This is a genomic window from Paenibacillus sp. RC334, assembly GCF_030034735.1.
GTDB classification, from domain to species: Bacteria; Bacillota; Bacilli; order Paenibacillales; family Paenibacillaceae; genus Paenibacillus; species Paenibacillus terrae_A.
In genome coordinates this window covers 3,258,503-3,283,038 of sequence record NZ_CP125370.1, presented here as the reverse complement: position 1 = coordinate 3,283,038, position 24,536 = coordinate 3,258,503, and the positions used below count along the sequence as shown (strand labels likewise).

Sequence of the window (24,536 nt, the reverse complement as noted above, 5' to 3'; positions counted from 1 at the left end):
TTGAAAGGGAGGAAACAATGTGATGGAGGCTATACCTTCGGTGCGATTGAACAAGCTGCCTCACGAGCTGACGGCTGCGTTGAGCAGCTTGGCGGACGGCTGGGAATCTGTTGCTGTTCCGTGGATGCTGGGAGGAAGCTGTTCGCTGCTTTTACAGGGGGTTGAGCTGGATCGACTGCCCCGAGATATTGATATTTACGCAGATATTCACGCAGCGAAGGAGCTCCATGCGAAAGCACCGGGTATAATGATCGATCGACAGCAGGTAGATCGTAGTGGTTCATACGTTTCATTACTGAGCCACTATGAGCTGGAGGGATTTCCAGTTGAGCTTGTGGGTGGTTTTGAGGTGCTGTGTGATGGAGCTTTATATCGTTTGGAGGTCGAGCGGCTGCTATGGACGGCTGGAATCCGGCTTGACCTGGGGCGCTCTTCACTGCGTCTGATGCCACTCAGTCATGAGTTACTATTTAATCTATTACGAAACCGCCCCGACCGATATGAGGCGATTGCAGACGCCATAAAGCGTGATCCACAGCGACATATAGCGGTACTGAACCAACTGCTGATCAGCAACATTTGGACAGATGGCCAACTGGCTAAGCTGCAAGAGCTTTTGCCTTGGCCCGAGTTGCATTCCAGAAGCTGAGGCTGTAATTGGCAGGTTCGTGGTCGCTAAAAGAATGGAGGGCCGTTCATGGATGTGCATATTACGTTTAAGCCATCAGGGAGGCGCGTACAGGTCGGTCAAGGCACGACATTGCTCCAGGCCGCACGTAAAGCGAACGTGTATATTCCAACCCGTTGTGATGGAAAAGCGGCCTGTCTCATGTGCAAGGTGCATATTTCACAGGAATGGGCTGTACACGCAGGCCAGCCAAGTGATGCAGAGCGCCGCAAGCTGGGATCTCTGCTGGATGAAGGCATCCGCTTGTCCTGTCAGGCTCGCGCTCAGAGTAATGTTGAGGTGATGATACCAGAGGATAAGCTCAAGGCGGCTGTTCGGCGACAGCTTGAGCGTCAGGCACAGGAAGACGAACTATGGTAAAGCTTAAACTCAAAAGAATAAGAAACAAAGGATGTTATCCGACGACTATGAAACTTATACCCCTAAAGTGAACGCTCAAAAAAGTGTTCTTAATATGGGTGCGAGTTTGCTTAGAAAGTCAGAGAGACATCCTTTTTTTATTATAAATCTAGTATCGAAGTCATGGGGAAACCCCGTCACGCATATATTAGGTGAGTGGACCCAAACGTAAAATATCGTTTTGCAGTGATCTCTGTGACGTACTCTATTTTTTCGAAAAACTGAACATATTTTACGGAGGGGATACATATGATGGTATCAGTCCAAATGCATGTACGAGTTTACGCCGTTTCGCCGATTCCATCAGTCTCCTGAACCTCGGCGGCGGACGACTTCCGGGCATTTTAAAGGCTGTTCTGCCGCATCTGGGATCAAGCAGTTGGTTGAACACGAAGCGGATGCTCATTAAGCATTTTTCCTTCGGAGACTTTTGAGGAGGGGATTTCATTGGAGAAAGTGGACATTTTTAAAGACATTGCCGAACGCACCGGAGGAGATATTTATCTTGGGGTCGTCGGCGCAGTCCGAACAGGTAAATCAACTTTTATCAAGCGGTTTATGGAGACGATTGTTCTGCCGAACATTACAAGTGAGGCGGACCGTGCCCGCGCCGTAGATGAGCTGCCACAAAGTGCGGCAGGGAAAACGATCATGACGACGGAGCCTAAATTCGTACCGAATAATGCTGTCCAGATCAAAGTAACGGAAGGACTGGATGTGAATGTCCGTCTGGTCGACTGTGTAGGATACGCAGTAGAGGGTGCGAAGGGCTACGAGGATGAAAATGGTCCGCGGATGATCTCCACGCCATGGTTTGAAGAACCGATTCCGTTTCAGGAAGCGGCGGAGATTGGCACGCGCAAGGTCATTCAGGAGCATTCGACGCTCGGTGTTGTCGTCACGACAGACGGCACGATTGCGGAAATTCCGCGTAGCTCTTATGTAGAGTCGGAAGAGCGAGTCATTGAGGAGTTGAAAGAGGTAGGCAAGCCGTTTGTGCTGGTCATCAATTCCACGCATCCGCGCAGCGATGAAACACTTCAACTTCGCAGTGAGTTGGCAGCCAAGTATGATATTCCTGTCATGACGCTCAGTGCAGCAACGATGACAGAAGATGATGTTACAGGCGTGCTTCGTGAAGTATTATATGAATTCCCAGTGCATGAGGTGAATGTGAATTTGCCGAGCTGGGTTATGGTACTGAATGAAGATCACTGGCTGCGCAGCAATTATGAGAATTCCGTCCGCGATACGGTAAAAGACATTCGACGCCTGCGTGATGTAGACCGGGTGGTCGGCCAGTTTATGGAGTATGAATTCATCGACAGGGCCGGTCTGAGCGGGATGAATATGGGCCAGGGTGTGGCGGAAATTGATCTGTTCGCACCGGATGAGCTGTACGATCAGATTTTGGTCGAGGTGGTTGGGGTAGAGATCCGCGGCAAGGATCATCTTCTGCAAATGATGCAAGATTTTGCCCATGCCAAGCGGGAATACGACCGCTTCGCCGAGGCGCTGGAAATGGTCAAGACAACGGGATATGGCATTGCTGCGCCGTCGTTGTCCGAGATGGCACTAGACGATCCGCAGTTGATTCGTCAGGGTACAAGGTTTGGTGTGCGGCTCAAGGCAACAGCACCTTCCATACACATGATCCGTGTCGATGTGGAATCGGAATTTGCTCCGATTATCGGAACAGAGAAGCAAAGTGAGGAGCTTATGCGCTATCTGATGCAGGATTTTGAAAATGATCCGATCAAAATTTGGGAATCGGACATTTTCGGACGCTCGCTGCATTCCATTGTGCGTGAAGGCATTCAGGGCAAGATCGCAATGATGCCAGACAATGCACGCTACAAACTTCAGGAAACGTTGGGCCGCATTATTAACGAAGGCTCCGGTGGTCTGATTGCCATCATTCTTTAAGCGTAAGTAAATGAAAATCGTGTAAGAAACAATAACGCAGAGAGCTATCCGCTCTTTGCGTTATTTTGATATGCAATTGTCGTATTTTGTCATATATGATCGTAAAATATTTTTCTGTATTCATAAAACCTATTTACATACTTGGTTTAACGCGATATATTAAGTATCAAATTTGAATCATTTTGTTGAATGAACGAGGGGGAAACGAAGCATGAATATCCAAAAAAACAAAAAGCTAGGACTAGGGGCTATGATGCTGCTGGTGCTGGTTTTGCTGGTCACTGCATGTGGCGCGCCGAAAACAGAGAGCGGTGCTCAAGGGACAAGCAGTACAGGATCGAACACAACAGATGCAAAAACAGACAGTTTAAATTTAAAAGGCAAACGGGTTGCATTAATTATGGAGTTTAACACAGGCACGTTCTCGCAGCAGTATGTTCAGGGCGTGGAAGAGGAAGTTAAGAAATTTGGCGGTACGCTGACCAAGTTTGTGGCAGACAACGATAAAGCAAAAATGGCCTCCTTGCTCGATAGCGCGATTAACCAGCAGTTTGATGTCATTTTGACGGATCATGGTGATGCGTTGCTGGAAACAGGATTGAAAAAAGCGATTTCCCGCAATATCCCGGTTATCGTATTCGATGCTGCGGTCAACGTTCCGGGGGCTGTCGTACTTTCACAGGATGACCAAAGCATGGCCGAGCTGACGCTGGAGCAAATGAAAAAGGATATCGGCGGCAAAGGGAACATCGTAAAAGTGTGGGTTGCCGGCTTTGCACCGATGGAGCGTCGTCAAGTTGCTTACGATAAGTTTTCCAAAGCTAATCCGGATATTAAAGAAATTGCAACTTTTGGCTCAGCTCAAAATCCAGCTCTGGATACCCAATCCAAAATGGAGGCTGTGTTGAAACAATATCCAAAGGGTGAAATTACAGCGGTCTGGGCTGCCTGGGATGAATTTGCCAAAGGTGCAGCACGCGCCATCCAGCAAGCTGGACGCACGGAAATTAAAGTCTACGGCATTGATATGAGTGACGAGGATCTGCAAATGATTCAGGACCCGAAAAATCCTTGGGTAGCTTCTGCGGCTGTAGATCCTACAGATATCGGACGTGTACAAGTGCGCTATGCATATCAGAAGCTGCACGGGGACAACCCGGAGGAGCAAGTGGTATTGAAGGCGGTCTATGTGCAGCGCGAAGCATTGCCGGATAAGCAAATTTCCACATCCGAGCTGTCTCAATATGTAAAGGGATGGGGCAAAAGCGAGCAAGGCTACAAGGATTGGATGAAAGAATATGAAACGGCCCAAATAAACTTTAGGATAAAACATAAGGCGCGCTTCGGCGCGCTTTTATCATAAGCAGGCGTGAGGGAGGTACCATGAGTTCACAAGTGTATACACTGGAAATGAAGAAAATAAGCAAACAGTTTGCTGGTGTGGATGCGCTGCGGTCCGTGGATTTTACGGTGCATGGCGGCGAAATTCACGCTCTGCTGGGCGCAAACGGAGCAGGTAAAAGTACGCTGATGAAAATTTTATCCGGCGCGTATCGTTCCGATCAGGGAAGCATTGTAGCAGGTGGCAAGGAGCTGAGTATTGGTTCGCCGTGGGAGGCGAAGAGAGCGGGGATTCACTGTGTCTATCAGGAGGTCGATTCGGCGCTTGTGCCGCAGCTGAGCGTCGCGGAGAACATTGTACTGGACGATTTATCTGCACCTGAAGGACGCTGGTGGGCTGCGCCGGGTTCCATGCGTAAACGCGCGCGCGAGGCGTTGGGACGGCTGGAGGCCGATATTGATGTACGGCAATACGTTTCTGAGTTGACGTTGGCAGAAAAGCAGCTTGTACTCATTGCGCGTATTTTGACACAGCAAGCAAATACAATCATTTTCGATGAGCCTACAGCGCCGCTCAGCGAAGAAGAAACGCGGCGCTTGTTCCGCACCATCCATACGCTCAAGGCGGAGGGCGTTGCATGTATTCTTATCACGCACCGATTGCCAGAGGTCATCGAACACAGCGACCGCGTTACGGTGATGCGTGATGGGGAGCAAGTATTCACGGGTCCATCCTCTGATTTGAGTGTAGGCGACATCGTTACGCATATGCTTGGTAAAACATTTGAGGAGGAATTTCCGAAAACGGATGCTCCTGTCGGTGAAACGGTGCTGGAAGCCCAAGGGCTTCACAGGGGATTACGGGTTCACGGTGTCGATTTGCAGGTCAGACGCGGGGAAATCTTGTCTATCGTAGGTTTGGTCGGTGCGGGCAAAACGGAGCTGTCCCGGCTTCTTACAGGCGCCAATAAGCCCGATAAGGGGGAACTGGTCTTCAAAGGTCGCTCTATTCGTCTGAGAGAGCCTGCGGACGCGATAGTTCAGGGGATTGTGTCCATACCTGAGGAACGGCGCAAGCAGGGTGTATTCATCGAAGAGACGGTAGAACGAAACCTTAGTCTTCCGCTATTGGGCAAGTTGAGTGTACTTGGTTTTATCAGTCGTCGCAAAGAACGTACGAACGGTAACGAAGTCGTTGCTTCCCTGGGCATTAAGACGCCATCTCTGCGCCAGAATGTTAAATATTTGAGTGGCGGGAATCAGCAAAAGGTTGCGATAGGAAAATGGCTGCATTCCGGGGCAGATGTGTTTGTTTTTGACGAGCCGACCAAGGGTGTGGATATCGGGGCGAAAAGTGATATTTTCCGTATCATTGGTGAATTGGCGGCCCAGGGAAAAGCGGTCATCTATCTAACTTGTGAATTTGCTGAGGGCATCGGTATTGGTGATCGGATTGCGGTGATGTATGACGGAAAAATAATAAAGGAATTTACGCGGGGCGAAGTGGAGCAGGAACAGCTTCTGTTGTATGCCAGCGGCGGTGAAGAGGTGCATTCATGAAGGAAAAATGGTTAAACGTCTCCTTTCGTTATGGGGCTGTAGTCGTAATTATGGGTGTGCTGGCGTTTTTTTCAGCCACATTGCCCTATTTCTGGACGTATGATAATTTGATGGATATTCTTGGCTCAATTGCGATTGTGACTTTCGTCGCAATTGGTGTGACGTTGTCTCTCATCGTGGACGGTTTTGATCTTTCGGTGGGAGCTACGGTGTCTCTGACCACTATTGTTTCAGCTTCGTTGATGGTCTGGTATGAACAGCCTGTTGCGGTGGTCATTATTGTATCTTTGGTTGTCGGTGCGGTGGTGGGACTATTTAACTCATTGTTGATCGTTAAGCTTCGTATTCCCGATTTGCTGGCAACCCTTGCGATGATGTATATTGTAAGCGGGATTCATAAAACGTACGCTCAAGGCTACACCATCTATAATCATATGCAGTTTCCTGATGGCAGCAAGGCGCCAGGAGAGATATCTCCTGCTTTTCTTATTTTGGGACAAGGCAAATGGCTGGGTATCCCGATTTCGGTTATTTTGCTGCTGCTAGCGGTAGCGGCAGTGCATATTTTCTTAACCTACACCAAGCATGGGCGTCAAATGTATGTGACCGGAGGAAATGAGGAAGCAGCTCGTCTGTCAGGCATACGGGTAAAAAAAGTCCGCACACTGGCCTATGTCGCTTCAGGCGTATTTGCGGCCATTGCTGGTATTTTGTATGCTTCGCGAGTAGGATCGGGCCAAATTGATGCAGGATCTCCCTTGCTGATGGAAGCGGTAGCTGCGGTTTTTGTCGGCTTTTCGGTCTTTGGAGCGGGTAAACCGAATGTCATTGGCACGTTTATCGGTGCGGTTTTGATCGGGGTATTGGTGAACGGTCTGACGATGATGAACGTGCAGTATTTTGCTCATGATATCGTCAAGGGAGTTGTGCTGGTGCTCGCGCTGGCCATCACTTTTTATGTGCTAAACCGTCGCCGTACTTGAAATTGTCTGTGGACTGTATTACTATAAACCTTGTTCCACGCAAGAAGGGTGCCATAAAACGCCAGTTTCGGCGATATTGTCTCTATATTGCGGAGGTTAGGTATATTCTATGTATATTTAACGGCGAAACGGAAACAGATGATAACATTATGGAAGGCATATGCCGCCCGGGTTATTTTATACAGGCGACTTTATATCGGTTCTACAACGCCGATAACCTTAATGCTGGACTACACTTGAATTGGGAGGTGAATATTATGAATAAAACGGATTTGATCAATCAGGTTTCCGAAAGCACTGAATTGTCCAAAAAGGACGTAACTAAAGCCGTTGACGCTGTATTCGAAGCGATCTCCGGAGCGCTGCAAAACGGAGACAAGGTGCAACTGGTAGGTTTCGGGAACTTTGAGGTTCGTGAACGTTCTGCACGTAAAGGACGTAACCCGCAAACAGGAGAAGAAATCGAAATCCCTGCGAGCAAAATTCCGGCATTTAAACCGGGTAAAGCGCTCAAGGACGGAATTAAATAAGATTTCTTACATATTCCCATTGCGCTGGAAAGACCGTGAATTTGATTCACGGCCTTTTCTTTTTGTCCTGTTATTCCGTAGCAGATGCGATGCGGGACGAAGAAGGGGAAGCGCTTCTGTCATCCCGTGAGGCATAGGCGATCAGCACCAATGGTTCACCCGTCAGCTCGGCAAATTCATGCTCCAGCTGCTGAAGCCGCTCTACTTGGGCAGGACTCAGATTAGCGGGACGATAGTTTTTCATCCAATTCGCTCCTTTCGTTAGCAGATGGGGCTGCATAGATAGTATGGCTCGGGACGCAGCAATTGTTGCAGTTAGCGCCGAAGCATATGGTTGACAAAACAAGCTCGAATCTCCATCATAAAAAGTATAGCTTCGGCTCTCAGGGGGGAAATGGATATGGAAGATAACGTGACGGGTAGTAATGAGTACGTTGTGATTAAAGCAAAAAGCAACGGATGTCAGGTTTTTGGTTTAACAAGAGGCCAGGATACACGCCTGCATCATTCAGAAAAAATTGGACAAGGGTGAGGTGCTGATCGTCCAATTTACCGATCATACCTCTGCTATTAAAATTCGCGGCAAGGCCGTTGTGATGACCAAGCACGGGGTCGTGGATACAGAGGATTAAAATGCAGGCATAGCCTGCTTTTTTTTGTTGTACAATGAGAGTGAGGACCTTTACCGTAGCAAACCCATAACAGGGTAGGGGTCAGGGGAGGCTCTGATGAAACCTTGGATTGTGCTATGCGGCTCGATTCTCATAACCACCGCTGCTGCTGTACTGCTACCATCCTTACAGGCGCTGGATTCGGGAACCGCAGCTGTTCGTGAGACACAGGCGACGATATCGTCGCAGCAGCGGGTGCTGCTGACCGATGACAATCTGGTGGATACGCTGAAGGAGCTTTCTTTGACGACACCAATTGCCAGCGTAAGCTGGGAACATTCAGTCCTGACTCTGGATGTAAAGCTTTCCAAGGAAGAAACCGCCCCGCTTGAAATCTATCAAAATATGGCGGAGATTGCCGCCTTTAGTTTTTATGGAACAACGAACGTACGGCAATTACTGCTTCGGGTAGTGACGCAGGACGAATGGTCAGGAGAACGGCGTCTTCTGCTGGCATCCGATATACGCCGGAACGAATGGACGATTGAAGCACTGGATCAGCTGAGAAGCCGGGAAGGTGCGGACTTGCCGGAGGAACTGAAAGCCCGCTTCCGTATTACGGTAACTCCAATGTGGCAAAGCAGGTTTAACGGTGTATATACAGATTAGATGTTTCTGTCGTTGGACCTACAGTACTTTAGTCGCGAATCATTTTAAATTGTGATATAATATAAGGCATTGCAATTATTTGAGTACACCAGAAAGTCATGGCTCGGAGGCTTAGGATGAAACCGTATCGCGTACCCCAATTAGCAAGGAAATATGTGGAATACGACATGATTCAACAACATACGGAAATGCCGGCTTTTCCTGACAGTCGTACCCGCCTGTTGTTTATGTTTTTGAACCGGAATGCGCAGGAGCTACATGCCAGCGAGGAAGAGCTATACGCATTGGTCACCTCGCTTTTGCAGATGGGGCTGGATACGCATGATATGATTGATACTTTATCCGGTATACGAAGTCCGGAGGAAATGCGTTCCAGACAGTTGAAAGTGTTGGCCGGGGACTATTTTAGCAGCCGCTTTTATCAGCTGCTTGCACTGGCAGGCCACATCACGACCATTTCGAAGCTGAGTGATGCTGTATGTGAAGTAAACGCTGGTAAAATGAGCCTGTATTGGGAGATGAAGCATCTCCGTCTGAATGCGGCACAGTATTTAACTCAGGTGGTTCGTTTTAAAAAGGAGCTTTTTCTATCCTTTACTTCCCTTGTGGCAGAGCAGGATCGGGAAGTCTGGGAGCCGCTTCTCAACGAATTTGCCCTCTGTGATACGCTGGCAGAGGAATGGCACAAGCGTACAGAATCGGACAAGTCCCGTTTCGGATATATGTTCTGGCATGTTTATAGTAATGCTGACCAGAACGAACGGGAACTGCTGTCTGAGAGTGGTTCAGACACTGATGTATGGTACAAGCTTGTTCTGAAGTACAAAGCCGAGGACGCGATACTGAACAAACTCCAGACGACTGTTACACACATCCGGCAGATCCTGTCAGATGATCAAAATACGGGGATCGAGGAATTCGAACGCATGCTGGAGCCTTTCCTGAAGCTGCTGAATAGTCCACACCCGGTTGTGAGGGAAGGTTAGGTGAACGTCATGGGATCAAGCGACACCAAGCCGAAAGAGCAATTCGTTCATGGCGTGTTTGAAAGCATCGCGGGTAAATACGATTTGATGAACGATATACTGAGCTTTCGCAGACATAAGGCTTGGCGTAAATTTACGATGAAAAAAATGAACATGCACCACGGGGATACGGCAATCGACCTTTGCTGTGGTACGTGTGACTGGACGCTCGCGATGGCGCGTGCAAGTGAAAGTGGTCACATCGTAGGACTGGATTTTAGCCAGAACATGCTGAATGTAGGCGAGCGCAAGATTACATCAGAAGCCCGTGAAAAGCAGATCAAGCTTGTTCAGGGCAACGCGATGGAGCTGCCTTTTGAAGACAATTCTTTTGACTACGCAACGATTGGCTTTGGTCTGCGTAATGTGCCTGATTTGCGCCGCGTATTACAGGAAATGCAGCGTGTCGTCAAACCTGGCGGGCAGGTCGTATGTCTGGAACTATCCAAGCCTACATGGCAGCCGTTCAAGGGAATTTACTATGCATACTTTAAACACATCTTGCCCATGCTCGGCAAATTGTTCGCCAAACGTTATGAGCAATACAAATGGCTCCCTGATTCGTTGGCGCTTTTTCCGGGAAGGGATGAGCTGGCTGGCATCTTCCGTGAAGTCGGATTAAAGGATGTACAGGCTCATTCTCTCACTGGAGGCATTGCGGCATTGCATATTGGAATCAAGGAGAGTCAGCATGTTTAAGAAAATTGCTATTTTTTTGGAAATGATTAAAATTGAACATACGTTATTTGCGCTCCCATTTGCATTTATGGGGGCTGTATTGGGGTCAGTTGTCGTGACAGGCACGCTTCCTTCGTGGTCACAGATCGGATGGATCTTGCTGGCTATGGTCGGCGCACGTAGCGCGGCTTTCGGTTTCAATCGTATGATCGACCGTGTTATTGATGGGAAAAATCCGCGTACGGCAGGACGTGCCATCCCGGCGGGGCTGCTCAAGTCCAGCGAAGTGGTTCTTTTTATTATTGTTAGCTTGGCGCTACTATTTTGGGCATCGTTCAATTTAAGTGCACTGGCGTTCAAGCTGTTTCCACTGGCCTTTTTTATGCTTGTTTTTTATTCCTATACCAAACGTTTCACCTGGCTCTGCCATATTGTGCTTGGCTTGACGATTGGCTTGGCGCCACTGGGTAGCTGGGTAGCTGTGACTGGGCAAATAGATATGACGGCTATTGTTTTTTATCTCACTGTTGCATTCTGGACGGCTGGCTTTGATATTATTTATGCTTGTCAGGATATTGATTTTGACCAGAACGAGGGGGTTTACTCCATTCCTGCCCGTTTTGGTATAGCAGGTGCGCTTAAAATTGCTCGTGCATTTCATGTGATTACGGCGATCGGGTTTATTGTGATGTTCTTTATTGCTGATTTAAGCTGGTGGTATCTGGCGGGCATGATTATTTCTTATATGATGTTATTTTATCAGCATTATATCGTAACTCCGAAGGACCTGAGTCGTTTGCAGACAGCGTTCTTTACGATGAACAGTGTGCTTAGCATTGTCGTATTTGCTTTTACACTGGTTGATTTGGTGGTGCGTCAATACTTATGAATCATAATCAGGTGAGCAACCATCAAGGCAAACGAATCGTTATTGGCATTACAGGCGCGAGCGGAAGCATTTATGGGATACGGCTGGTAGAGATACTGCTGGATTTGCAATACACAGTTCACCTGATTGTTTCCAATGCTGGCTGGCGGGTACTCAAAGAGGAATCAGGCTGGAACGTGACTGACCGGGAAGGGGCTCTGAATGACAAATTCGGAGGCCGTCCCGGTTCTCTTGTATACCATCCGTTCACGGATATTGGCGCTTCGATTGCGAGTGGCTCTTATTTGGTGGACGCGATGGTTATCATGCCCTGCTCGATGGGAACATTGTCTGCAGTGGCGCATGGCTCGTCCGATAATCTCATGGCGCGTGCAGCAGACGTGATGTTGAAGGAAGGCCGTCCACTAATTCTAGTGCCGCGTGAGACGCCGCTGCATGCTATTCATTTGGAAAATATGCTTAAGCTTGCAAGGCTCGGGGTCAAAATGATTCCTGCTATGCCGGCTTTTTACTTTCATCCGAAGACGCTGGATGATATCGTACTGTTCCTCGTAGGCAAAGTATTGGACAGCTTGCGTATCGAACATCAACTGTTTACGAGATGGGGGGATTCCGATGCCGACACCGGACACCAAGACAATCACAATCGGAAAAATTAAATATACAAATGCTTGGCCCATTTTTCATTATTTTAATCCTTCACACCTCCTCCATCCGGCGGAGCTGGTTTCCAGAGTCCCGGCTGAATTGAACCGCAGTATGCTGAAAGGAAATCTGGACATCAGCGCGATGTCCTCCTTTGCTTATGCATCCGGTGCCGAGGATATGCTGCTGTTGCCGGATCTGTCTGTCAGCGCAGACGGTCCTGTGCAATCCATTTTGCTGTTCTCACGCAAGCCGCTGGATGAGATTAAAAACGGAACAATTGCGTTGACGAATACGTCTGCTACATCCGTGAATTTGTTGAAAATTTTGATGCAGAAGGCATGGGAAGGCCAACCTTCCTATTTCGACTGCGAGCCGGATTTGGATTTGATGCTGGAGCAGGCGGATGCGGGGCTGTTGATTGGAGATCACGCGATCAAGGCATCTTGGCGGCGTGATGGTCTGTACGTTACGGACCTCGGAGAAGAGTGGAAACGCTGGACGGGGTACAGTATGACCTTTGCCGTATGGGCAGTACGCCGTGTTTTTGCTACACAGAATCCTGATGCGGTGACTGAAGTAGCGAATGCATTTCGTGCAAGCAAGCAGCGCAGCCTGTCTGATCTGACGTCTGTTATTTCCGAAGCCTGCAAGGAAATTGGAGGCCTGCGGGATTATTGGGAGCGCTACTTTACTAATCTGTGTTATGATTTTGGAGAGAAGGAACAAAAGGGTTTAGAGCTTTATTTTCAGTATGCGCATGAACTGGGGCTGCTTGACCGACGAGTGAAGCCGCTTCTCTGGAGTGACAATACGCTGACACGGGTGAAAGAATGAAACGATTGGATTTGTTCGGTTTATTAAAGAAGGATATGAACTTCATAGAAGAAGAGCTGTACCGCAGCATCGACAGCACAGAGCCGTTGATTAATGATACGTCGCTTCATCTGCTCAAAGCGGGAGGCAAGCGTTTGCGGCCGGTATTTGTACTGCTGGGAGGCAAGTTTGGGGAATACGATCTGGACAAGCTCAAACGCATAGCGGTACCGCTGGAACTGATTCATTCTGCTTCCCTTGTTCACGATGATGTGATTGACGATGCGGAGATGAGGCGCGGCCAGCCAACTGTGAAGTCCAAATGGGACAATCGGGTGGCCATGTACACCGGAGACTACATATATGCGCGTGCGCTTTCGATAGTCGCGGGCCTGCCGAATCCGGACATTCATCGGGTGCTGTCCAAGGCGCTGGTGCAAATGTCCATCGGTGAAATGGAACAAATCCGCGATTTTTTTAATGTGGATCAGAGTGTACGTAATTACTTGCTTCGCATACGTCGCAAAACGGCATTGTTGATTGCGGTCAGCTGCCAATTGGGAGCTATGGCTGCGGGTGCGAGGGAAAGAGTAAATTCTCTCTTGTATACCTATGGCTACAATGTAGGTATGGCTTTTCAAATTCAGGATGATTTGCTCGATCTGTGTGGCACGGAAAAAAAGATTGGCAAGCCGCCGGGCAGTGATATGAGGCAGGGGAATATTACGCTTCCGGTTATTTATGCGCTAGGACAGCCTGAGCTGCGTGACGATCTATTGGCTGAAATCGGTCGTATTCAGGCTGGGGACGGGCAGGGAGATGCTCGCAAAGCGGTGGATATGATTAAAAAAAGTGAAGGAATCGCTAAAGCAGAAATTCTCGCCGACCGATATATAAAAAAAGCGCTACACGCGCTGGACTTACTGCCAGATGTCAAAACGAAAAAGACGCTGCGCGATATTGCTCATTTTGTTACCCGCCGCTCCTACTAAAGTTGTGTTTTGGAACTGCTGTGACAAAATACTTTAACCGTTTCCAAGCTTTCTGTTATAATACAGATTAGTACTGTATAAATACATTAGATTGGATTGGGAGTGAGTCGATGGATCGTACGTTTTTGATGGTTAAACCGGATGGAGTACAACGCGGACTAATTGGACGTATTATTAGTCGTCTGGAAGACAAAGGCTTCAAAATGACGGCTGGTAAACTTGTGCAGGTATCTAGAGAACAGGCGGAACGGCATTATGCGGAGCATGTGGGCAAGCCCTTTTTTGAAGAGCTTGTAGGCTTTATCACTTCTGGCCCTGTATTCGCCATGGTTTGGGAAGGGGATAACATCGTTACCCTGTCCCGCCTGCTGATTGGTAAAACACAAGTGACAGAGGCTCTTCCGGGCACAATCCGGGGAGACTTTGCTGCACATACACCGTTTAACCTCATTCACGGTTCAGATTCACCGGAGAGCGCGGAGCGCGAGATTGCGAATTTTTTCACGCCGGAGGAAACCGTTCGGTATGAAAAAAGTGTGGCGACCTGGGTGTAAGTTTAATTTCGAATGAAGAAGGATGGTAGCATGACGGATATGGAACTGGGTCAGACGGACCCCGATTACACAGCGTTTATCCGCAAAATCAAGGACAGCACAGGTATTGATCTTGCACAATACAAGGAAGCACAGATGAAAAGGCGGTTAACGACGCTTCGCAACAAAAACGGGTTTCCCAGTTTTGTTTCTTTTTATGATGCCATGATGAAAGAAAAGCCCCTGTTCTATGAATTTCTGGATCGGATGACGATCAATGTTTCAGAGTTTTGGCGTAATCCCAATCGGTGGGAAGTACTGCGGGATACGATTTTGCCACAGCTGCTTGCAGGTAAGCAGAAGCTCAAGCTGTGGAGTGCGGCCTGCTCGACTGGCGAGGAGCCGTACAGCTTGGCTATGGTACTGGACGGCAAGGGAATTTTGGGGAATTGCTCCATTACGGCCTCTGACATTGATGACGGCGCACTGGCTAAAGCCAAGGAAGGCAGATATTTGGAGCGTTCGCTCAAGGATGTGCCTGAACAGGTAGCTAGTAAGTATTTCAAGCCGGATGGTGCGATGTATCGAATTGACGACCGTTTGAAGCAGGCTGTGAAATTTCAAAAGCAAAATTTACTTCTGGATCGGTTTGAGGACGGCTACGATCTCATTATCTGCCGTAATGTCATGATTTATTTTACGGAAGAGGCCAAGCATAAGCTGTACCAGAAGTTTGCTGCCAGTCTTCGTCCCGGCGGTGTGCTGTTTGTCGGCAGTACAGAGCAAATTTTTTCTCCAAACCAATATGGTCTGGAATCAACGGAAACCTTTTTTTATCGTAAAAAAGCATAAGCCTGGACATATAGTCCATTGTTTTGTAGCTAGCTGTGCCTAACAACGAGTACGTTGGCTGTTGTCTTATCAGAAGCGCACGTCCTTTGGCTTTGACCAAAGGGCGTGTTTTTTTGTTTATCTGCACTCTCGTGGCTTTTCTTGTCAAAGAAAGGTGCGTATACTATAATGAAGCACAGTTAAAGATTTTAGCGATGCACAGTTTAACAGTTTAAAGGGGGAACGCGTCATGAGTTTACGTTACTTAACCGCGGGGGAAACGCATGGTCCCCAGCTTACTGCGATTGTAGAGGGCATGCCGAGCAATTTAAAATTGGATTTTGAAGAATTGAATTTTCAGCTACACCGTCGTCAGAAGGGGTATGGACGGGGTCGGCGTATGCAGATTGAAAAGGATACGGCCAACATTGCCGGAGGCGTTCGTCACGGGTATACCACAGGTGCACCGATTGCTCTGATTGTGGAAAACAACGATTGGAAGCATTGGCAGAACATTATGAATATTGAGCCCATCGAAGGCAGTGACGAGGAAAAGCGCCGGGTTCACCGTCCGCGTCCGGGTCATGCAGATTTGAACGGCGGATTGAAATACAATCTGAAGGATCTGCGCAACGTGCTGGAACGTTCCAGTGCCCGTGAGACGGCAATTCGTGTTGCCTGCGGCGGTTTGGCCCGTCAATTGCTGGAAGAGTTTGGAATCAAGGTCGCTGGTCAGGTTATCCGCATTGGAGAAATCGAGGCACCTCACCGCGAATTGCCGATTGACGAGCTGATTGCCGTGACAGAAGCTTCTTCAGTGAGAGTAACCGATCCGGAAACCGAAAAGAAAATGGAAGCCTACATTGATCAAATCAAGCAAGAAGGCGATTCCGTTGGTGGCGTAGTGGAATGTATTGTGGAAGGTGTTCCAATCGGTCTGGGCAGTCATGTTCAGTATGATCGGAAGCTGGATGCACGCATTGCCCAAGGAGTCATGTCCATTAATGCGTTCAAAGGCGTGGAAATCGGTATTGGCTTTGAAGCTGGAGAACTGCGTGGTTCGCAGGTGCATGATGAGATTTTGCATGATGACGAACGTGGATATCACCGCCGTACCAATCGTTTGGGCGGTTTTGAGGGTGGCATGACCAACGGAATGCCTGTCGTGGTTCGCGGCGTGATGAAGCCGATCCCGACGCTGTACAAGCCGCTGCAAAGCGTCGATATTGATACGAAGGAAGCGTTCACCGCTCAGGTTGAGCGTTCGGATGCATGTGCCGTACCAGCGGCAAGTGTGGTTATGGAGCATGTTGTAGCATGGGAGATTGCCAAGGCTTTGCTTGAAAAATTCGGCGGGGATTCCATTGAAGAAATCCGTGCGAACATTACATCCTATGAAGAACAACTGGGACGGTACTAAGATGAGTACGCTGACGGTACAGCTTGGGGAACGTTCCTATCCCATTCATATCGGACGTGGACTGTTACATCGGGCAGGAGAGTTGTTGAGCGAACGAGGAATTGCACAAAAAAGTCCGCTGTTGATTGTTTCTGACGAACACACAGCGCGATTCTATTTAGCGACACTGGAGAGCAACCTTCAGGCAGCAGGGTACAAGACGGTTTCCAACGTCGTCAAACCGGGTGAAAAGTCCAAATCGCTTGCTGTGTATGAGCAGGTGATTACAGCAGCTATCGAGGGCGGTTTGGACCGCAATTCAGCTGTTATCGCACTTGGTGGTGGTGTAGTGGGCGATCTGGCAGGATTTGTGGCGGCTTCTTTTATGAGAGGCGTCAAGTTCGTACAGATTCCAACTACAATCCTTGCGCATGACAGTAGCGTGGGCGGCAAGGTCGGCATCAATCATCCTTTGGCTAAAAATATGATTGGAGCTTTCCATCAGCCGGAATTGGTATTGTATGACGTGGATACGTTGTCTACATTACCTCCGCGAGAGGTATCCGCCGGGCTTGCTGAAATGATCAAGCATGGCTTGATCTGGGATGCTGATTTTGCCCACTGGTGCCGCGATCATGCGCCTGACTTGCTGGCTTTGGATGCGGCAGCTCTGGAGTACGGTCTGGAAAAGGGATGCTCCGTGAAAGCCGAAGTGGTGTCGCGCGATGAACGTGAAAACGATTTACGTGCTATTCTAAACCTCGGTCACACTATTGGTCATGCGATAGAGGCGATTGCGGGGTATGGTGAGTTTTTACACGGGGAAGCGATTTCTATTGGTATGGTTGGCTCTGCACTTCTGGGTGTGAAGCTGGGGGCAGATCCTTCTTTGGTAACAGAAACGAGGGATATGCTGGCTTCGCTTCGTCTACCAACTTCTCTTCCCGCTCATCTCGAAACGGATCGTCTGCTGGATGCGATGATGCATGACAAAAAGTTTAAGGAAGGCAGTATTACTTTTGTCGTCCCACGCAGCATCGGGCGTGTGGAGGTAGTGAAGGATATTTCCGTCTCTTACATCCGACAAGTAATTGAACAGCTAAAAGAGGAGGCGTAACGATGTACAATCGTGGAATTCGTGGGGCGACGACCGTAGCGAACAATGAAGAAAACGAAATTTTGGAAGCCACATGCCTACTGTTAGCGGAAATTGTGTCCTACAATGAAGTGCAGCCGGAGGATATTAGCAACGTATGGATTACAGTGACCCATGATCTGAATGCTACTTTCCCGGCAAAGGCGATCCGCCAGCTTGACGGCTGGGATATGGTTCCGCTTATGTGTTCGTTGGAAATTCCCGTAGAGGGCAGCTTGCCAAAATGCATCCGTTTGATGGTACAGGTGAATACCGTTAAAACACAGCGGGAAATCAAACATGTTTATTTGAACGGAGCGCAGGCGCTAAGACCGGATTTGGCTTCCCAAGGAAAGTAATCGCCTGTTTTTAAAGTTGATGGTTGCCAAAGTAACATCGTATGAGATATAGTGTGTGTAGCAGAGTTGAGTAGAGTTAGCCAGAGCCAGTTGAGATGAGAAGAGTGCAGTTGAGCCAATTCCATATGAAGATTACAGAGACCAGCGGTAGCGGGTAAGCCTTTGTCCACGGAGAATGTTTCTGGGGGAAGTGCTTATTTAAAGTAACCCAGGTTATACAAAGGGATGAGTGTATACTTTGTATATTTGCTGTAGTCGTTTTGTATATGGTAGCATTCTTATAATTTCAATAACTGACAGCCTCTACCTTCCGGGTGGAGGCTTTTTTATATTCTCTCCTTTGGGTTCTGCGCCAATTTGGAAAGGAAGTGATCTCATGTTAACGCCGCATGTGGAGCAAGTGATAACAATGGCGAATGAATTTAACCTGATTCCTGTGTACAAAAAAGTGCTGGCCGATATGGAGACGCCGATCCGGATTTTCCGTCGGTACGCTGAGCGGGACCGGGCCTTTCTGCTGGAGAGTGTAGAAGGAGGCGAGCAGTGGGCGCGACATTCATTCATCGGGACGGACCCGTTCCTGATGGTTTCCGGCAAAAAAGGCCGTTTGATCCTGGAGCAGCATGGTAAGCGACAAATATTAAACGACAAGCCGCTTGAAGAGCTCAAGGCGTTGCTTCGCAAGTACCGTAGCCCGAAGCTGAAAGAAATGCCTCCATTTACAGGCGGGGCTATCGGATTTTTTGGATATGATCTGCTGCAATACTATGAAAAACTGCCAGAGCATTCAGTAGATGATTTGAATATGGATGATATTCGTTTTATGTTCTGCGATCAAGTTATTGTCTTTGATCATGTGAAACAGCAAATTTTGCTGGTCGGCAATGTTCATGTAGGCGAAGGCTTCCGCGATGAGGACATCCGCGCTGCTTATGCCGAGGTGGAACGGAAGCTGGAAGCAACGGCGCAGTACCTGCGTAAGCAGACACCGCCAGAGACGATGGGAGCAGCCTCTATTCCTGACGATGTGGAGTTGGGTGAGATTCAGTCGAATGTAACGAAGGAGCAGTTTATTTCAAACGTGGAGCAGGCGAAGGAATATATTCGCTCAGGTGATATTTTTCAGGTCGTGCTGTCCCAGCGCTTTCACATTGACACAGATGCCTCTCCTTTACAGGTATACCGCGTGTTGCGCACGATGAACCCGTCTCCTTATATGTATTATTTGAAAATGGATGACGAGATCATCGTAGGCACTTCGCCGGAGGCACTCGTCAAGGTGGAAAACGGTCGGGTGGAAACCCGTCCTATTGCCGGAACGAGGCCGCGTGGCGTGACGGAAGCAGAAGATATAGCGCTCGCTGAAGAACTGCTGAAGGATGAAAAAGAACGTGCCGAGCATCTGATGCTGGTCGATTTGGGAAGAAATGATCTGGGACGTGTATCTCAGTTTGGTACGGTCCAATGCGATACGTTTATGGAAATTGAACGCTATTCCCACGTGATGCACATTGTTTCCAATGTATCGGGGGAGCTACGGGAGGATAAAGATTTCTTCGATGCTTTCCTGTCCTGCTTGCCAGCGGGCACGGTATCAGGGGCTCCGAAGCTGCGGGCGATGGAGATTATTGCCGAGCTGGAGCGGGAAGCGCGTGGGCCGTATGCAGGAGCCATCGGATATTTAGGCTTCTCGGGCAATATGGATGCTTGCATCACGATTCGTACGATTGTGTTTAAAAAGAACCGGGCCTATGTTCAGGCGGGTGCAGGGATTGTGTGGGACTCGGTTCCAGAAAGCGAGTATCAGGAAACGGTGAACAAGGCCAAGGCGATGCTGAAAGCGATCCGCACGGCTGAAGCGATGTTCCCGGCGACGGTACAGCCCTACAACAGCGTCATCAACCAGGATTATTTGTACACTCCGTAACATACAAAAATCTGATTTTGAGGAGGAGACGACGATGGAACGACATGACATTATGCAAGTGGGGTTAAGCCGGGTCATTGAGGGACAGCATCTTTCACGTACGGAGGCCCGCGGCGTGATGGAACAGATTATGAGTGGGAGTGCCACGCAGGCGCAAATTGGCGGGCTGCTGACGGCTCTGCGCATCAAGGGGGAGACAGTGGAGGAAATCACCGGATTTGCCGAAGCTATGCGCAGCTATGCCAGTCCGGTGCAAACCGGAGAAGGTGATACCCATTTGCTGGACACATGCGGAACCGGGGGTTCGGGTATTCACAAGTTTAATATTTCCACGATATCCGCTATTATTGCGGCTTCGGTATCTGTACGGGTAGCGAAGCATGGCAATCGCTCTGCAAGCGGACGTGCCGGGAGCGCCGATGTGCTGGAGGCCCTAGGGGTCAATATCCATTTGACGAGTGATCAGGCGCGGTCATGTCTGGATCGTATCGGCATCTGCTTTTTATTTGCGCAGTTGTATCATCCATCTATGAAGCATGCTGCCGCTCCACGCCGGGAGCTTGGAGTACGAACGGTGTTTAATATGCTCGGTCCCTTGACGAATCCAGCAGGTGCGGATCGGCAGTTGCTGGGCATTTATGATGCGGGAAAAACGGAAGTGATCGCTGAGGTGCTGAATCGACTCGGTTCCAAGCGGGCCATGGTCGTCAGCAGTCTGGACGGATTGGATGAAATCAGCATTTCGGCACCGACACGGGTATCTGAGCTGAAGGATGGTCAGGTTCATACGTTTGAACTTAACCCGTCGGATCTGGGTTTGCAGACGCACCGTCTCGATGAAGTGCTGGGTGGAGACGCGCAGGTTAACGCCGACATTATAGGTCGGATTTTGAACGGGGAGCGCGGAGCTTATCGTGATGTCGTGTTAGCGAATGCCGGTGCGTGCATCTATGTATCGGGCGCAGTAGCTACCTTGACAGATGGAGTAGCGCGGGCGGCTGAAGCTATTGACTCGGGGCTGGCGCTGTCCAAGCTGGATCAATTAATACAGGCAACGGGGGAATATCAATATGTATCTTGATCGAATTGTAGTGACGAAGCGACAGGAAGTAGAGCAGCTTAAGGAGCATTTTCAAATCAGTAAAGCCGAACGATTGGTTGCCGATTTACCTGCGACGAGAGGATTCGAGGATGCTATAGCTCTGCGCCGTAATCGTCCGCTCGGACTGATTGCCGAAGTGAAGAAGGCTTCCCCCTCCAAGGGGTTGATCCGACCGGATTTTCATCCGGTGGACATTGCACGGGCATATGAGGGAGCTGGAGCTGATTGCATTTCTGTCCTGACGGATGTGACGTACTTTCAGGGGAGTCCTGAATATTTGCACCAAATTCGTGAACAGGTAAAAATTCCGTTGCTGCGCAAGGATTTTATCATTGATGAACGGCAAATTTATGAAGCTCGTCTGCTGGGAGCGGATGCAGTGCTGTTGATTGCGGCTATACTGGAGCCACGTGTTTTGGGGTCGTTTTTACAAATTGCCAAGGACCTGGGGCTGGACGCATTGGTAGAGGTGCATGACAGTGAGGAGCTTAAAGCTGTGCTGGATCTGGGGACAGCTACCTTGATTGGCGTGAACAACCGAAATCTGCGGACATTTGAGACCCGCCTCCAGACGACAGAGGAGCTGATCTTACTGATTCCTAAAGGAGTTACGTTTATCAGCGAAAGCGGCATTGCCGGACCCGAAGATGTGAAGTATTTACATTCAGTAGGCGCACACGGCATCCTGGTAGGGGAGCATCTGATGCGCAAGGATGATGTAGGACAGGCTGTAGCCGATTTGATGGACGGGGTTAAAGCATGAACAAAACGGGCATAAAAATTTGTGGACTTCAAAGCGTTGAAGTGCTAAAATCTATGGTAAACTTACCGGTCGATTATATAGGTTTTGTGTTTGCCGACAGCAAGCGCCGGATTGACGGCGCACAGGCTGGAGAGCTGCTTCGCGTATTGGATGAATGGACCCCAGGCAGCAGACCGCGCAGCGTGGGCGTATTTGTGAACCCTGATGACGCACTGTTAAATGATGTCATGGAAAAAGCACCATTGGATGTCATTCAACTGCACGGGCAGGAGAGTCCGCAGCGCTGCCGGGAGATCAGGGAGCATTTTGGTGTACAGGTATTCAAGGCATGGTCTGTGGACAGTAAAGGACAGACGGTGAAGGGTCAGACAGAATGCCTGACGGACGAATTGGATGCCTATGCCGGAACGATTGACGCTTTACTGCTGGATACATATGATCCCCTATATGGTGGCGGCTCCGGCAAAACGTTTGCGTGGGATCGGATTCCTACCTATCAAGCTTGGACCCAACAAAATGAAATTCCTTTGTTTGTAGCCGGCGGGCTGACTGCCGATAATGCGGAAAAGCTGGTTACCGAGTATCATCCCGAAGGGCTGGATGTGTCCAGCGGTGTAGAGACGGATGGAGTCAAGGACATTGCAAAAATCACAGCATTCGTAGAAAGGGTGAAGCAGGCATGACACAATTACCTGATAATAACGGACGTTTTGGAACATTTGGCGGACGTTTTGTACCGGAAACGTTGATGAACGCACTGATTGAATTGGAGGAATCCTACCGGAAGTATGCGGATGATCCTGATTTTAACGCAGAGCTGAACGGACTGCTAAAGGATTATTCGGGCCGGGAAACGCCGCTCTATTATGCGGAGCGTCTGAGTCAGCATTTGGGCAAGGCTAAAATTTACTTGAAACGCGAAGATCTGAACCATACCGGAGCCCACAAAATTAATAATGCGCTGGCGCAGGGACTGCTGGCGAAGCGTATGGGCAAGCAGAAGGTCATTGCCGAAACAGGCGCAGGCCAGCATGGTGTTGCGACGGCGACCGTCGCGGCATTGCTCGGACTGGAGTGCAAGGTGTTTATGGGGGAAGAGGATACCGTACGCCAGCAACTAAATGTATTCCGTATGCAACTATTGGGTGCAGAGGTCATTCCGGTTACATCGGGCACACGTACACTCAAGGATGCAGGGAATGAAGCTTTGCGGTATTGGGTGAGCCATGTCCATGATACGTTCTATATTTTGGGCTCGGCGGTCGGACCACATCCGTATCCAATGATGGTGCGCAACTTCCAGCGTGTCATTGGCGATGAAACCCGCCGTCAAATTCTCGAAAAAGAAGGCAGACTTCCAGATGTCGTGGTAGCGGCGATCGGTGGAGGAAGTAATGCCATCGGTATGTTCTATCCTTTTATCGAGGATCACGAGGTAGCTTTGCTTGGCGTCGAGGCGGCTGGAAAAGGCGTGGAAACGGAATTTCATGCAGCAACGATGAGCAAGGGAACGCAAGGTGTCTTCCAAGGCTCTATGAGTTATCTGCTTCAGGATGAATACGGACAGGTACAGCCAGCGCATTCCATCTCGGCGGGATTGGACTATCCGGGGGTTGGGCCGGAGCATTCGTATTTGAAGGATATTGAGCGGGCCAAGTATGTTCCGATTTCCGATCAGGAAGCCCTGGATGCCCTCCAATTGTTATGCCGTACGGAAGGTATTCTTCCGGCGTTGGAGTCGGCACATGCAGTTGCACAGGTCGTTAAACTGGCACCTACCTTGACGGCGGATGATATTATTGTTATCTGTTTGTCGGGTCGCGGTGACAAAGATGTGGACTCCATTATTAAGCATTTGGGAGGAAATCCGTCATGAATTTAATTGATCAGGTGTTTGGACGTCTCAAAAATGAAGGCAAAACAGCATTAATTCCTTTCCTGACGGTAGGCGATCCGGATGTGGACACGACGGTAGAAATCATTCGGCAACTGGAGTTGGCTGGAGCCGATATATTAGAGCTGGGGGTTCCATATTCGGACCCGCTGGCTGACGGACCTGTCATTCAGCGTGCGTCTGAGCGTGCGTTGAAACGGCAGATCTCGATCCGCACGTGTATGGAGACGGCTTCTTTGGCCCGGGCGGCGGGATCAAGCCTGCCTTTTATTTTGTTCACATATTATAATCCTTTGTTGCAGATGGGCATGGATGCTTTCTTTGCAGGCATGCAGGAGCATGGCATCAGTGGCCTGATTATTCCCGACCTTCCGCTTGAGGAAGCAGAAGAGCTGGGAGGACGGGCGGCAGAGGTTGGTGTACATCTGATTCCGTTGGTGGCTCCAACTTCTGAACAACGGATTGAGCGAATTGTCCGTCAAGCACGCGGATTTGTATACTGTGTATCCTCTCTTGGGGTGACCGGAGAAAGAGCTTCCTTTTTTGAGGGTATAGAGGGCTTCATCACGCAGGTCAAGCGGCATACGGATATTCCGGTGGCGGTTGGGTTCGGTATCTCTACTAGGGAGCAGGTAGCCCGTTTTTCAGACATCTGTGATGGAGTTGTCGTCGGAAGTGCTATTGTGCGTCAGGTGGAGGAAGCGATCCCGCTGCTGGACGATTCTGCGCGCAGAGAAGAAGGACTTTTGCAAATTCGTAATTTTGTGGCACAATTAAAGCAGTAGCTGGCATCAATATAGAAAGCAGCAAATTTAGTTCTGAATGGATTAGAGGAGGTAGG

Annotated in this window: 26 protein-coding genes and 1 pseudogene; 26 read left to right on the top strand and 1 reads right to left on the bottom strand. The window is 49.2% G+C overall.

Features of this window, described 5'->3' with window-relative positions; all coding sequences use genetic code 11:
- Nucleotides 1-22 precede the first annotated feature (22 nt).
- From QMK20_RS15005 to QMK20_RS14975, 7 genes are all read left to right on the top strand, one after another.
- Nucleotides 23-649 carry a hypothetical protein gene (locus QMK20_RS15005; RefSeq protein WP_283656286.1) on the top strand — a complete coding sequence of 209 codons (627 nt, stop codon included), beginning with the start codon at nt 23-25 and terminating at the stop codon, nt 647-649.
- 48 nt (nt 650-697) lie between these two features.
- Entirely contained in the window at nt 698-1,048 is a 351-nt protein-coding gene (locus QMK20_RS15000) for a 2Fe-2S iron-sulfur cluster-binding protein (protein WP_283652256.1), read from the top strand.
- Nucleotides 1,049-1,534: 486 nt separating this feature from the next.
- Nucleotides 1,535-3,013: a stage IV sporulation protein A gene (spoIVA, locus tag QMK20_RS14995; RefSeq protein WP_044646785.1), complete on the top strand. Its 1,479-nt coding sequence runs from the start codon at nt 1,535-1,537 to the stop codon at nt 3,011-3,013.
- 211 nt (nt 3,014-3,224) lie between these two features.
- Nucleotides 3,225-4,376, top strand: coding sequence for a sugar ABC transporter substrate-binding protein (locus tag QMK20_RS14990; protein WP_283652255.1), 1,152 nt, complete (start codon nt 3,225-3,227; stop codon nt 4,374-4,376).
- A gap of 20 nt (nt 4,377-4,396) precedes the next feature.
- Nucleotides 4,397-5,914: a sugar ABC transporter ATP-binding protein gene (locus QMK20_RS14985; RefSeq protein WP_283652254.1), complete on the top strand. Its 1,518-nt coding sequence runs from the start codon at nt 4,397-4,399 to the stop codon at nt 5,912-5,914.
- A complete protein-coding gene (locus QMK20_RS14980; RefSeq protein ID WP_044646782.1) occupies nt 5,911-6,897 on the top strand; it encodes an ABC transporter permease in 987 nt (328 codons plus the stop codon). The genes QMK20_RS14985 and QMK20_RS14980 overlap by 4 nt, the downstream gene beginning before the upstream one ends.
- Nucleotides 6,898-7,154: 257 nt before the next feature.
- Nucleotides 7,155-7,427, top strand: coding sequence for an HU family DNA-binding protein (locus QMK20_RS14975; RefSeq protein ID WP_014282101.1), 273 nt, complete (start codon nt 7,155-7,157; stop codon nt 7,425-7,427).
- Between the two features lie 70 nt (nt 7,428-7,497).
- Here QMK20_RS14975 and QMK20_RS14970 read toward each other — a convergent pair whose 3' ends face one another.
- Complete coding sequence (locus tag QMK20_RS14970; RefSeq protein WP_283652253.1) at nt 7,498-7,671, bottom strand: hypothetical protein; 174 nt, start codon at nt 7,669-7,671, stop codon at nt 7,498-7,500.
- Nucleotides 7,672-7,827: 156 nt separating this feature from the next.
- Between QMK20_RS14970 and mtrB the strand changes: the two are divergent.
- The 19 genes and pseudogenes from mtrB to trpA all read left to right on the top strand — a co-directional run bounded on the left by mtrB (nt 7,828) and on the right by trpA (nt 24,480).
- Nucleotides 7,828-8,059 (top strand): annotated as a pseudogene (gene mtrB / locus QMK20_RS14965) (trp RNA-binding attenuation protein MtrB).
- 96 nt (nt 8,060-8,155) lie between these two features.
- On the top strand, nt 8,156-8,707 hold the full coding sequence (locus QMK20_RS14960; RefSeq protein WP_283652252.1) for a hypothetical protein: 552 nt from the start codon (nt 8,156-8,158) through the stop codon (nt 8,705-8,707).
- A 116-nt stretch (nt 8,708-8,823) separates the two neighbouring features.
- The gene (locus QMK20_RS14955; protein ID WP_283652251.1) at nt 8,824-9,693 is read left to right on the top strand and encodes a heptaprenyl diphosphate synthase component 1; all 870 of its coding nucleotides are present in this window, start codon (nt 8,824-8,826) and stop codon (nt 9,691-9,693) included.
- A 9-nt stretch (nt 9,694-9,702) separates the two neighbouring features.
- Nucleotides 9,703-10,431, top strand: a complete 729-nt coding sequence (locus QMK20_RS14950) for a demethylmenaquinone methyltransferase (protein WP_283652250.1) — start codon at nt 9,703-9,705, stop codon at nt 10,429-10,431.
- Nucleotides 10,424-11,299 carry a UbiA-like polyprenyltransferase gene (locus tag QMK20_RS14945; RefSeq protein ID WP_283652249.1) on the top strand — a complete coding sequence of 292 codons (876 nt, stop codon included), beginning with the start codon at nt 10,424-10,426 and terminating at the stop codon, nt 11,297-11,299. The genes QMK20_RS14950 and QMK20_RS14945 overlap by 8 nt, the downstream gene beginning before the upstream one ends.
- Nucleotides 11,296-11,958, top strand: a complete 663-nt coding sequence (locus tag QMK20_RS14940) for a UbiX family flavin prenyltransferase (RefSeq protein ID WP_283652248.1) — start codon at nt 11,296-11,298, stop codon at nt 11,956-11,958. The genes QMK20_RS14945 and QMK20_RS14940 overlap by 4 nt, the downstream gene beginning before the upstream one ends.
- A complete protein-coding gene (locus tag QMK20_RS14935) occupies nt 11,915-12,781 on the top strand; it encodes a menaquinone biosynthetic enzyme MqnA/MqnD family protein (protein ID WP_283652247.1) in 867 nt (288 codons plus the stop codon). Before QMK20_RS14940 ends, QMK20_RS14935 begins: the two co-directional genes overlap by 44 nt.
- Nucleotides 12,778-13,752, top strand: coding sequence for a polyprenyl synthetase family protein (locus tag QMK20_RS14930; RefSeq protein ID WP_283652246.1), 975 nt, complete (start codon nt 12,778-12,780; stop codon nt 13,750-13,752). The genes QMK20_RS14935 and QMK20_RS14930 overlap by 4 nt, the downstream gene beginning before the upstream one ends.
- Nucleotides 13,753-13,862: 110 nt before the next feature.
- Nucleotides 13,863-14,306: a nucleoside-diphosphate kinase gene (ndk, locus tag QMK20_RS14925; protein ID WP_044646773.1), complete on the top strand. Its 444-nt coding sequence runs from the start codon at nt 13,863-13,865 to the stop codon at nt 14,304-14,306.
- 30 nt (nt 14,307-14,336) lie between these two features.
- On the top strand, nt 14,337-15,137 hold the full coding sequence (locus QMK20_RS14920; protein WP_014282091.1) for a CheR family methyltransferase: 801 nt from the start codon (nt 14,337-14,339) through the stop codon (nt 15,135-15,137).
- A gap of 229 nt (nt 15,138-15,366) precedes the next feature.
- Nucleotides 15,367-16,536 (top strand): chorismate synthase, encoded by a 1,170-nt coding sequence (gene aroC / locus QMK20_RS14915; RefSeq protein WP_283652245.1) that lies wholly within the window; start codon nt 15,367-15,369, stop codon nt 16,534-16,536.
- Between the two features lies 1 nt (nt 16,537).
- A complete protein-coding gene (gene aroB / locus QMK20_RS14910; protein ID WP_283652244.1) occupies nt 16,538-17,632 on the top strand; it encodes a 3-dehydroquinate synthase in 1,095 nt (364 codons plus the stop codon).
- 2 nt (nt 17,633-17,634) lie between these two features.
- The gene (aroH, locus tag QMK20_RS14905) at nt 17,635-18,009 is read left to right on the top strand and encodes a chorismate mutase (RefSeq protein ID WP_283652243.1); all 375 of its coding nucleotides are present in this window, start codon (nt 17,635-17,637) and stop codon (nt 18,007-18,009) included.
- A gap of 376 nt (nt 18,010-18,385) precedes the next feature.
- A complete protein-coding gene (gene trpE, locus QMK20_RS14900) occupies nt 18,386-19,936 on the top strand; it encodes an anthranilate synthase component I (protein ID WP_283652242.1) in 1,551 nt (516 codons plus the stop codon).
- Between the two features lie 34 nt (nt 19,937-19,970).
- Nucleotides 19,971-21,017 (top strand): anthranilate phosphoribosyltransferase, encoded by a 1,047-nt coding sequence (gene trpD, locus QMK20_RS14895; protein ID WP_283652241.1) that lies wholly within the window; start codon nt 19,971-19,973, stop codon nt 21,015-21,017.
- Entirely contained in the window at nt 21,007-21,801 is a 795-nt protein-coding gene (trpC, locus tag QMK20_RS14890) for an indole-3-glycerol phosphate synthase TrpC (RefSeq protein ID WP_283652240.1), read from the top strand. Before trpD ends, trpC begins: the two co-directional genes overlap by 11 nt.
- Complete coding sequence (locus QMK20_RS14885; RefSeq protein WP_283652239.1) at nt 21,798-22,484, top strand: phosphoribosylanthranilate isomerase; 687 nt, start codon at nt 21,798-21,800, stop codon at nt 22,482-22,484. Before trpC ends, QMK20_RS14885 begins: the two co-directional genes overlap by 4 nt.
- Nucleotides 22,481-23,677 (top strand): tryptophan synthase subunit beta, encoded by a 1,197-nt coding sequence (gene trpB / locus QMK20_RS14880; RefSeq protein ID WP_014282083.1) that lies wholly within the window; start codon nt 22,481-22,483, stop codon nt 23,675-23,677. Before QMK20_RS14885 ends, trpB begins: the two co-directional genes overlap by 4 nt.
- Complete coding sequence (gene trpA, locus QMK20_RS14875) at nt 23,674-24,480, top strand: tryptophan synthase subunit alpha (protein ID WP_283652238.1); 807 nt, start codon at nt 23,674-23,676, stop codon at nt 24,478-24,480. The genes trpB and trpA overlap by 4 nt, the downstream gene beginning before the upstream one ends.
- Nucleotides 24,481-24,536: the final 56 nt, after the last annotated feature.